The organism is Cohnella sp. WQ 127256 (assembly GCF_024519285.1).
In the GTDB taxonomy this organism is placed as follows: domain Bacteria; phylum Bacillota; class Bacilli; order Paenibacillales; family Paenibacillaceae; genus Cohnella.
The window spans coordinates 1,829,096-1,840,377 of record NZ_JAMZCY010000001.1 but is presented as its reverse complement, the minus strand read 5'-3'; the positions used below and the strand labels follow the sequence as shown (position 1 = coordinate 1,840,377).

At 39.3% G+C, this 11,282-nt stretch carries 9 protein-coding genes and 1 pseudogene; 7 read left to right on the top strand and 3 right to left on the bottom strand.

Going from position 1 to position 11,282, the window contains the following annotated elements:
• A pseudogene (locus tag M1K58_RS08240) lies at positions 1–330 on the top strand (ankyrin repeat domain-containing protein); the annotation flags it as partial.
• A 154-nt stretch (positions 331–484) separates the two neighbouring features.
• Here M1K58_RS08240 and M1K58_RS08235 read toward each other — a convergent pair.
• Positions 485–1,366, bottom strand: a complete 882-nt coding sequence (locus M1K58_RS08235) for a DMT family transporter (RefSeq protein WP_256758172.1) — start codon at positions 1,364–1,366, stop codon at positions 485–487.
• A 134-nt stretch (positions 1,367–1,500) separates the two neighbouring features.
• On the opposite strand from M1K58_RS08235, the gene M1K58_RS08230 reads away from it, so the two are divergent.
• Both M1K58_RS08230 and M1K58_RS08225 read left to right on the top strand, forming a co-directional pair.
• Positions 1,501–2,382, top strand: coding sequence for an AraC family transcriptional regulator (locus M1K58_RS08230; protein ID WP_256758171.1), 882 nt, complete (start codon positions 1,501–1,503; stop codon positions 2,380–2,382).
• 284 nt (positions 2,383–2,666) lie between these two features.
• Entirely contained in the window at positions 2,667–3,200 is a 534-nt protein-coding gene (locus M1K58_RS08225; protein ID WP_256758170.1) for a hypothetical protein, read from the top strand.
• A gap of 243 nt (positions 3,201–3,443) precedes the next feature.
• Here the strand turns inward: M1K58_RS08225 and M1K58_RS08220 are convergent, their stop codons facing one another.
• Positions 3,444–3,668, bottom strand: coding sequence for a helix-turn-helix domain-containing protein (locus M1K58_RS08220; protein WP_256758169.1), 225 nt, complete (start codon positions 3,666–3,668; stop codon positions 3,444–3,446).
• A gap of 415 nt (positions 3,669–4,083) precedes the next feature.
• Between M1K58_RS08220 and M1K58_RS08215 the strand changes: the two genes are divergently transcribed.
• A complete protein-coding gene (locus tag M1K58_RS08215; RefSeq protein WP_256758168.1) occupies positions 4,084–4,857 on the top strand; it encodes an HAD-IIB family hydrolase in 774 nt (257 codons plus the stop codon).
• A gap of 719 nt (positions 4,858–5,576) precedes the next feature.
• Here M1K58_RS08215 and M1K58_RS08210 read toward each other — a convergent pair.
• On the bottom strand, positions 5,577–6,428 hold the full coding sequence (locus tag M1K58_RS08210) for an aldo/keto reductase (RefSeq protein WP_256758167.1): 852 nt from the start codon (positions 6,426–6,428) through the stop codon (positions 5,577–5,579).
• A gap of 175 nt (positions 6,429–6,603) precedes the next feature.
• Between M1K58_RS08210 and M1K58_RS08205 the strand changes: the two genes are divergently transcribed.
• From M1K58_RS08205 to M1K58_RS08195, 3 genes are all read left to right on the top strand, one after another.
• Positions 6,604–7,551: an AraC family transcriptional regulator gene (locus M1K58_RS08205; protein WP_256758166.1), complete on the top strand. Its 948-nt coding sequence runs from the start codon at positions 6,604–6,606 to the stop codon at positions 7,549–7,551.
• A 127-nt stretch (positions 7,552–7,678) separates the two neighbouring features.
• Positions 7,679–8,437 carry a DUF4184 family protein gene (locus M1K58_RS08200; RefSeq protein ID WP_256758165.1) on the top strand — a complete coding sequence of 253 codons (759 nt, stop codon included), beginning with the start codon at positions 7,679–7,681 and terminating at the stop codon, positions 8,435–8,437.
• 467 nt (positions 8,438–8,904) lie between these two features.
• Positions 8,905–10,803 carry an S-layer homology domain-containing protein gene (locus M1K58_RS08195; protein ID WP_256758164.1) on the top strand — a complete coding sequence of 633 codons (1,899 nt, stop codon included), beginning with the start codon at positions 8,905–8,907 and terminating at the stop codon, positions 10,801–10,803.
• The last annotated feature ends 479 nt before the right edge of the window (positions 10,804–11,282 follow it).

Here is an 11,282-nt window from a genome sequence, read left to right as displayed (position 1 = left end):
ATCATTAAATGGCTCGGAACTGAAAATCGAAGAATTGATCTTACTGAGTCATGCCCCACTGAATACATCGAATTCGAAACGATTTTTGACGTGAAGCCGATACAATGGCAAGGTAGAGTTTTTCTGGATTTTACAAAAGAAGTAGAAGGTTATGGCGGTACCGGATTTATCATTTGGATCCCTGATCAGAAATGTTTAGGCAGCTTCGACGTCGAGCACGAAGAACTATTTATCTTTGAGGGCGTGAAATGGAACAAGTTCGTAAAGAGGCTTCCAATCGTTGTTAATCACGTGTTGAATGGTGTTTCGATCGATGAGCTTTATAAATAGTGTAATATTATTAAACTAACGGGAAACGATAGTTGAGGAGCTTGCTACGAGTGAACTCCTTTTTTTGAAGTAACTGGCAGGTTAGTATGGTGATAGAAACAGAAGGCAGCCAATTATCAGGCTGCCTTCTGTTTATTAAAATGGGTAAGAGTATTCATTTAGACTTAGCTCCAAAATAAAACCCCATTCCCATTATTGTTAATAATCCTCCAATGATTTGAGAAGCAGTGACTGCTTCTCCCAAGATAAAGTATGCAAGGATTATTGCAAGCACAGGCTCACCGATAACGCCAACAGAAATAGTAGTTGCACCGATTGATTTTAGCAACAGATTAAATATAAAATGTCCAAATATGGTTGGAATTAAGGCAAGTAAAAAGAAGTACATCCAGTCAGAGGAACTATAACCTGTCCAAGAAAAATTGTTCACTAGGCTGTATATCAGCATGACGCTACCACCAATGAAAAAAACAATAACGCTGTATACATTAGCTGGTATTTTATGGCTCACTTTTTGTCCAGCCAGCATATAAGCAGCAATCGAGACAGTCCCCAATAATGAAAGTGCATCTCCGATCAGTGCTTCTCTTGAGACACCTAAATCGCCCCAAGCTATAATGATAGAACCGAATACGGCAGTTATCATGCTTACTACCATTAGTCTGTTTACTCGTTCTTTAAAAATAAAATAGGATCCAATCATTACGAACAGCGGTTGTAAAGTCAAAATAACCATCGAACTTGCTACCGATGTGTAAGATAAAGATTCCATCCAAAATAAAAAATGTAATCCAAGAAAAAATCCGGCAGATAATATAAGGCTCCAGTCACACATAGTTAATCGTGTTAATCTAAGTTTTTTCCAAGACACAAAAGGAAGCATGATTAATACAGTTATATATAATCTATACATTCCTGCAACGGATGGAGGAGTATTTGATGATTTAATCATAATTGATGATATGGCAATAGCAAGAATACCGATAATTAGCAAAATATACGGATTGACTACCACGTTTGATTTATTTAATTTCATGGATAACTCCTTCTTGCAGAATGTATTATTGAAACACTTAACAGGATATAATAATATCATCATCATTTATAAAATTCTGTAAGAATATCTCTAAAAAATATAGTTATATCGTCATATTTGAAAGGGAGATATAATTGGTTAATAAACTACACGAGATCAATCATTATCCCGATACTTCTTTTCCTTATGCTATGTATACCGTAACCTCCTTAAACTGTATTCCAGAGGGCAGAGGCTTTAATGAATTACACTGGCATGAAGAACTCCAGTTTACTTTGGTAACCGAAGGGAAAATTGTTATGCAAGTCAATGGTGTAACTCATGAGCTAGAAGCTGGACATGCAATTTTTATAAATAAGGGAGTATTACACGTATCTAAGCAAGTTGCTAAAAATAGTGAATATGTAAGCTTTAATTTTCCGGAGAAATTACTTTCTTTTTATTCAGACAGTCATATGGAAAAAAATTATGTACTTCCTTATACTAACTCTTTATTTTTATCGCTAATAATAAGACCAGAGACAGATTGGCAAATTACTATGTTGGGGATCCTCATGAGTTTAAAGGATAAGTTCAACGTTAAAAGATACTGGGGTTGGGAATACGAGGTTTCTATTATGACCGTACAGTTATGGTTGACCATGATAACAAATATTTCTTCGGCTACCGTGGAATCGCCCAAACACATAAAACAGCAGCAAGAACGAATTCAATTGATGATTAGTTATATCCATCAAAACTATGCTAATAACCAATCTCTACAAGAAATAGCTGATGCTGCACATCTTAGTGTTTCTGAGTGCACTCGAATTTTTAAGAAAACACTTCATACGACTCCTTATGACTATTTAATTAAGTATCGAATCAAAAAAAGTGCCGAGTTGTTAAACTCTACTGAATTCACAATAACCGAAGTAGCCAGTAGAGTGGGTTTCAATCATGTTAATCACTTCATTCAGTCTTTTAAAAAACACTATAATAAGACACCTAAAGAATATCGGAGTTTAAAGGATTGATCGAAGAAACATTTTGCGATAAGTCTTCAGTACTTATATAGCTCATTAAACTAACGGGGAACGATAGCGTGGAGCTGCCGAAAAAAAGGACAGCTCCTTTTTGATGTCTATTGAAGTAACGGGCAGGATAACGCAACAACTTCCAAATATTTTCGTCTAAATAGTGGGAGAAATTATGCTGATAAGGATGGCGTTGGTGTTTGTTTTCAGCTATTAGTTTTAACTGAAATAGAAGCCGAACCAGAAATTCTAAAAACCATCATTTGTGGAAGGAGAAATCTATAATGAACAATTCCAATCAAATGCTACGTGCTATGGTACTACTTATGACAATCACTATGTTGATATTGCTAGTCGGCTGCAATACCAGTGTACCTATTGAAACTATGAACCCCAGCATTGATTCGAGTTCAACACCGACTTCAACGTTATCTCAAACACCTTCTCAGATACCAAATCCGACACAAAACGGAGAAACTAAAACTTTTAATTTTGGCGGACTCAGACTTGAAGTAACAAATGTCTACGAAGTTCGAACCGAAAGTATGAATGATGACGGAGGTAATCCATGGGAATACAGTGTTTTTGTCTGTTATCCCGGCGCAAGTGTTACCGTATTAACCGCCGATATGAGTGACGTTAATATCACTGCCGATGGAAAGCCTCATGCGAATTGGGGTGTTCTCTTGGCGTCTGGTGGACGGAAAGATATCGTGGACGACATGAATTCATTTGATGTTACGCCTGATATACTCGGCATTTATAACCTCGAATCGAGCATGTATGTATTGAAATTAGAGATGTACAAAAATGACTGAAAGACCTAACGAATGGGCTTTTGCAAATCATCTTGGAAGGTTAGAGTGGCTTTCAGAACTTATGGCACTGGATGTTCTCAAGCAGCATTTTATAAAAAAGTAAGACGTATTCTTCACTTGGAGTTAAAAAGTTAAGCTCCCTCGAAGAACGATAGCTCCATAATACACAATGTAGGCGACCGGAAAAGATTCGGCCGCCTTCGTTATGTTAACGGGCAGGAAGTTCACTTACCCGACCGCTGACTAAGGGTGTTCATCGGAAGGCGTTAATTCGTACAGGCTGCGCACCTCGCACTGAAGCGTATCGGCGATCGAAATCGCAAGCTTAAGAGACATCACTCTTTTATTGTCGATAAAGTCATCCAGCCGCTCCCGTCTCACCCGCAGTTCAAGCGCCAGCCGTTCCAGCGGCATTCCTGCTTCCTGAAGCCTTTCTTCTAGCAGGCAACGGCTAAGTTCGTACTTCAATATGCATATGCCCCTTTCAGAAAAAATCGCCCAACGAATCTTATCATTTCCTTACCGCTTTAGCTTCATCCTGTTGATCAATTGTAGCTAGCTAACAGGCAGGGTAGTGGGGAAATATGGTAACGTATTCGCAATTTCTTCCTTGGGTAATACAGAATGGTCTTGATATTTCACAATTAGTACAAGGCTGAATTCAGCACGTACCTTATTCTAACGGGCAGTTTAGTTTACAAGAAACGCGGGATGGAACGGAAATCATATGGTAATGTAGTTACTGTTTGGTGAAATAGTCGATGGCTCAGTACAGAAAAATGTCAGTAGTTATAGGAACCTAAATTACTTGAGCATGTTGAAAAAAGTCAAATATATAGAACAAAGGAAGAGCACAAATGGTTAAAAAAAGAGGAGTAAGCAAATGAACTTTGTATTTGATTTAGATGGTACGATTTGTTTTAAAGGTAAGCCAGTAACAGAAAAAATATTAATTGCATTAGAAGCCCTCCAGTCCAAAGGGAACAATGTTATATTTGCTTCGGCAAGACCGATTCGTGACATGTTGCCCGTATTGGACCAACGATTTCACACATACACTTTGATTGGAGGGAACGGATCACTGATCTCTCAAAATGGTAAGTTAACACATTCTACTTCATTTTCTGATGATCAAATGAATTCAATCAAAGCCCTTCTGTCTGATTATGAGGTTACATACCTAATTGATGGGGAGTGGGACTATTCCTATACTGGTTCTCAAGACCATCCTATTCTAAATAATGTCGACCCAGCTAAGTTAGCGAAAATGGTTGATTTAGATACTCATAAATCTATTGTTAAGATATTAATTTTATCCGCTAATAACATGGAAGAGTTAGCAGAGAAATTGTTCAGGCTAGATGTAGTTATTCATAAGCACAAACATGAAAATTTAGTGGATATAAGTCCTAAAAATATTGATAAGTGGACGGCATTGAGTAAAATCAAAATTGAAAAAGAGAATTATTTAGCATTTGGCAATGATGCGAATGATTTAACAATGTTTTTGAATGCGGCTCATTCTGTGATGATCGGGTATCATGAAGAGCTTGCAAAATATGCCACAGAATCTATTTCTTTTGAAGAGAACATCGAAGATAGGATAGTGGACAAACTAAATCATTTTTCTAAAGTATATAATTTTGAGGTTGTATAGTTTTCTATCTGTTTGATTTGCGTTATTAACGCGACACGTTGTTCAATATACTCAAAGGGACGGCAGCCGTTGTTACTGGCTGTCGTTTTCTCAACTAAAGGGCAGTTTAGTGAAGTAACAATGATTAATACCTCTTGGTTATGGAGAACTTATCCATTGAGGTGAAATCATGATTAAAATAAAACAATCATCATCGGATTGATTATCTATTATGCATTTCCCATACCCATTAAGAAAGGCAGACGCAGCCGAATGAGAAATGAAACCAGGATACACATAAGCGTATCGAATGAAGGATGACCATGATAGCAGAGATAAAGCCGGGTACGATTGCTCAACATCAAAAACCCAGTCTAACACTTTATTTTTGTGTTTTGACTGGGTTTTTGTTTGTTAGTTGTAAAATGCGTAAAATCAGCACTGTCAGTCAATAACTTAATTTTCATTGGACAACAGTATTACTTCGACTTTTTCTTATCTGTGGATTTCCCCTGTTTCTTAGGTTCGTTTGATGGCGTCGCGGCACGTTGTGAATCGTTGGCACTGTTGATTTGAGTCATTTTGTTGCTCCTTTCATGTGGATTCCAGTTAATTATTCACCGATCAGAAAGGAACTATTACAACAAAGTCCATTCTCGTGGCGGTAGTCAGCTTGGGATGTAAAAGAAGGAAGCTGCTCCAAAAGTTTTCACTTATGGAGCAGCCTCTTCTAGCGATTGTTAGATATCAAGTTTTCGGGTACCGATCCATTTCACCATTTCAGGATCACGATGCGAGAAGAACAGGCTCTGATTCGTATCTAATGTAGCGATCGACTCCATATCCTCTTGATTTAATTCAAAATCAAAGATGTTGAAGTTTTCGATAATTCTTTCTTTACGAACAGACTTTGGAATGACAACGACTTCTCTTTGCGTTAACCAACGTAAAACGACCTGAGCAACGGATTTATTAACCTTTTCAGCTATGGATACCAATACCTCATTCTGGAATAAGTTATTTTTCCCTTCAGCAAAAGGTGCCCAGGATTCGATCTGAACTTTATTCTCTTTCATGAATTTTGCATTTTCGAGTTGCTGATTGAAAGGGTGTGTTTCTACCTGGTTTACGGAGGGAACGACTTCATTATGAATAATCAAATCGATTAGACGATCTTCATGGAAGTTACTAACGCCAATTGCACGGACCTTTCCCTCACGATACAATTCCTCCATAGCGCGCCATGAGCCATGCACATCGCCATATGGCTGATGAATTAAATACAAATCCAGATAATCCAATTGCATTCTATCCAGTGATTTCGCGAATGCTTTCTTCGTGTTCTCATAACCTGTATCCTGAACCCAAAGCTTCGTAGTGATAAATAATTCCTCTCTTGCTACACCACTCCGTTTGATCGCTCTGCCAACTGCTTCCTCATTCAGATAAGAGGCAGCTGTATCAATCAGCCGATAGCCTGCCATAATAGCGTCATAAACGCTTTGTTCACATTCATTTTGATCTACAATCTGAAATACTCCAAAACCGAGTATAGGCATCTCAACACCATTGTTCAAAATTACCTTTTGCATTTAAAACCCTCCATTGTCCCTACTTAGTAACTCTGGGCATGGCTTTATTATGCACTCCTGAACAAAGAACGGATATCTAATTTGTCTTAAATGATTGCCTAATCCTCTCAATACGATTTTTTAATAGCAAACTAATGGCGTATAATAAAACAAAATAAAGCATCAAGGAGAGACCATGGTTGAAGAAATAAGAATTCTACAGGATAACCTTACAAAACTGATTCACCACCATTGTAAACATGCCGGAGTGTTGCAGACTTCTATTCCTTCCCTGTTCCTTATTCGTTCGGATAGGGTGAGTGAGCCAGTCTACAAAGTGTATAGTCCTTCCTTTTGTTTTATCACTCAAGGGCTTAAAGAAATCTTTCTAGCTGGGGAACGCCTTGAATATGGCCCGTCCAAGTATCTGATAACGTCTATGAACCTTCCGGTAAGAGGGCAGGTTATTAAGGCTTCACACGATGCTCCGTATTTGAGCTTGAAAATTGATTTTAGCCAGAATGAAATTTTGGAGGTTTTGAAAGACGCTAATATTCAAGCCAATTCAAAGGAATACGCTTCACGAGCTATGTTTGTGGGTCAAATCGAGATACCCATATTGGATGCTGTGCTTCGTTTGGTTCAATTGCTCGATTCACCTCAAGACATTCCCTTCCTTGCTCCTATTCTTAAGAAAGAGATCATTTATAGACTCCTTCAAGGGCAATATGGCGTAATACTTGCACAAATTGCACTGGAAGGAAGCAATACCTATCGCATCAGGGGGGCAATCGACCAAATTATCCAACAGTATGATCAACCTTTAAGAATTGAAGAACTTGCTGATGTGGCTAGTATGAGCACTTCCTCGTTCCACAGACTTTTTAAAGAAATCACTGCCATGAGTCCACTTCAATTTCAAAAACAGCTTAGGTTGCAAGAAGCCCGGAGTCTATTGTTAATGGAGTCAGCGGATGCTACTGAGGTTGCCTATCGGGTTGGTTATGAAAGTGCATCCCAGTTTAGTCGTGAATATTCTCGTATGTTTGGTTATCCTCCCAAGGCGGACGTAAAGCGACTGAAGGAAACATATGAACAAATGGAGAGCAGTACAGAGCAAATCCTCGATAGGACACCCACTTAATGATGTTGAAAAGTTGATTGTTGTTCAACTAATCGAGTAGGAAGTCACTTTTTCCATGTTACATTTTAGCAACCCATCCTTGTTTAGGTTCGTCTATAGGTAAAAAGAGGAGGTGAGTCGCTAACCGATGCCTTTTACCTTCGCGCACCCGACCTATGCTTTTCCCTTAAAATTCATCAACCCGCGATGGTTCAGTGTAACCGGCCTCGTGCTGGGAAGTATGGCCCCTGATTTTGAATATTTTATCGCCTTGGAGCCACATCGGACGATCGGTCATTCGTTCTCGGGCTTTGTCCTTCAGGTGATTCCGCTATGTATCCTGTTCGCCTATCTTATTCACACTTTTGTTAAGGAGTCGCTCGTCCTGCACCTGCCATCCGCCTTTAGCTTGAATCGGAGGGCGTATAGCCTTTTAGGCATATGGAGCCTGCGAACGCTTCGCGACTGGATTATCTACATCGTATCTGTTTCCTTCGGCTTTCTCTCGCATGTTGCGGTCGACGCCTTTACGCATGAGGGCGGTTATATGGTCCAGCAACTTACCGTACTGCAGTCTACCGTCCTATTGGACCTGCCAGTGTACAAAATTTTACAGCACGGTCTGTCGATGACTGGCATGATGGTTATAGTCGGTTCAATTGGAGTCGCGCTTTATAAAACGGATCCCTATACGAAAGTGATCCCATTCATCACGTCCAAACAAAAACTGTTTTATTGGGGCTTCGCGGCGATGGTCGCAGTCTTCATGACAGGATTTAAACTGCTGCTAACCTCGGGCGGCAATATCATCGGAATGTTGGTCGTAGCGCCAATCACCGGCTTTTGTGCAGGGATCTTGCTCGCCTCCTTGATCTCAATAAGAACCAGGCATAGAAACAAATTGTAATAATTAACTAATCTATTAAAATTAATCTACAATTTGATTTGGAGATGCACAAATGGATAATGGTGCTTTTATTGCAATTTTTTCAACTTTTATAGGAGCATTTGTTTGTATAATGGTTGCCATAAAAGTAAGAAAGAAAAAAAGATAGTTAGAGATAGAAAATAAATAGTTACGTCTTAGTTTAAAACAGCCCAAATTGATCTCTTATTTGAGGTCTTTTATTATGCACTTTTAATTGTTTCAAAAGTTTTTTCGAAATATCATCTTTTGGTTCGGGAAAGGTGCAAACGGTTGCTAAGATGGTTTCTGTACTGTGAAAGTTGAGTTACAAACTTGAAATTAAATGCTAAACTACAGTTATCATCTTTGTTGCATGGAAATTTATGTTAATATATAACATTCAAGAAATGCATTCTAAGTAAAAAGAAAAAAAGTTATTTGCTTAGACATTATATGGAGGACTTACTTTGAAAAAATCTTTAAGCAAAAAAATGACAAAATTAGCCCTAGCTTTAACTCTTACAGCAGGAGCATTCGGAGCTTTAACTCCACACCATGTATTTGCAGCAGAAACGACGGATATTAAGGTCACAATTGAAAGCTACAAGTATACACAAGACGAATTAGATGGGTTAGATTATCTTAATGCTGTAAGAACAAAGGTTGGTTTGTCCAAGGTTAAGCTGGATCCTTACCTTATAAAGGCTGCGCAAAACCATGCAAAGTATTTATTTACGAATACCGTCAGTCTTTTTGAGCTCCATGATGAGGTTCCGGGAAACAGTGGGTTCACAGGAGTTACACCTGCTGATAGAGCTAACTTTGTCGGAGCAAGCGGTTACGATCATGTTGGTGAGGCTATCTTCATGGGGAATGGAACCATTATTACAGGTGTAAGAAGCTTAATTGAAGTACCTTACCACCGTATGACACTTATTAGTCCCAATCTAACCTCTATTGGACTAGCTAAAGAGGGTGGTTCGGTTGTCGGTTCGCTTGGGAATGAGAAAGGTAATTCTTCTGTAACTGTATACCCTTATGATGGGCAAAAGAATGTACCTGTTGCATTTCCTGGTGGAGAAGTTCCTAATCCTTTGGAGCAATTTGGAGTAGAGCGTTCAGGTTTTATTATCTCGTACCAACAAAAAGATTTGGGTAGTAACCCAAGCTTTAGTCTTAAGGATAGCAAGGGTAACGACGTTCCTGTCTTTAGTGAGAGTAATCAGATGTATTCACCTGACGCCCTACTATTAATCCCTAAAGAGAACTTAAAATACAGCGAAACCTATACTGCAACTGTGAATAATAAAAGCTGGTCTTTCACAACAATTAATGATCGTGTTAATAATGATTTGGCTAGTGTTTTGTCTGATGAGCCGATTGGAAAATACAGCGAGGACAATATCGGCTTAAGGTTTAACCGTAGTTACGTTGATTTGATGGGTCATCGAATGAAGATGGTAAACGGCACTTTATTTATGCCAATAACCGGAGTTTTTAGTGGGCTCTTTAAGGCAATTGGTGCAGATGTTCAGTTAGGGAATATTGGACCCTACGCATACACCGAGACCACGTCTATAGCGACAAATTTTGATTTAGCTAAGGCTTGGGTACGTACGGATGACCCGTACAGGGAGCGGGAGGTTGAATTAAGCGCCCCTCCTTTCAAGGATGAGGATGGTCTTGTTTATTTTCCTGTACGTCTATTCTTTGAAACATTAGGAGCAACAGTCACCTATGATGACAAAAGCTTCGTAATGTCTATAAACTTTAGCAAAACGAAGGATTCTGAGCCTACAAAGCCTGAAGTAAATCAATTTCCAACTTCTCCCGTCAAGTTAGATATTCCATCTAACTACTTGAAAATCACAGATCAAATGAAAGACCTTAAGGGGCATTGGGCGGCAAAAGAGATTGCTTGGGCAATCAGTAAAAATATTACTCAGGGATATCCAGACAACACATTCAGACCAGATCAACCAGTAACGGAGGCTGAGTTTTTAGCTTTCTTGTTTCGTGCGCTTAAATCTGACACAACAGGACTCGACCTACAACAACATCTCCATTGGGCTGATGGCTTATACAACATCGGAGCTAGATACCAACTTCCAATACCGGGTTATTATGATCTCAAAGCCCGAGAAACAAAGCTAACTCGCACCAGAGTAGCTGAGATCATCACAGCTGTTGATGGATTCGTCTACCAAGGTGACGATGCAATACAATACCTGTTATCCAAGGGGTACTCGGTTGGAAAGACAGCCCCAACCGTAGAAGGCTATCACGGTAACGATAAACTAACTCGCGCAGAAACAGTCAAGTTCTTATTGACAATCATGACTACAGGGCTTACAGAACTTAAGTAACTGGTCAAGCGTCAAAAGGCCCCCACCTTGGATTTAAGGTGGGGGCCTTTTGACGCTTACCGGAGAACCTTATGGAACCAGAGGATTGAAGTAACGGGCAGTTATGCTCAATCGCTAATAATTTAGAGTTTTTAGATGGTTCCTATATACGGCCTTCAAGGGCTAAAGATTTCGGTGATCACTATCAGAGAACGTATGAATTAAATGGAGCTCAACAAACTGCTTGGTTTCGCGCTGACAGAGCTATTGTTCAGATACCAAAACCTCCGGACCCAGAAAAATGGATATTAACAAAATAAAAGTATGATCACTTATTAACGTAAACTAAGCTAACGGGACACGTTTGTTCAATAAACTCAAAGGGACGGCAGCCGTTGTTACTGGCTGTCGTTTTCTCAACTAACGGGCAGAATTGCTCGATTAACGACACCCACAGCCATCATGCGGGAGACCTTGCATTGCATCATCTGGCCCGAATA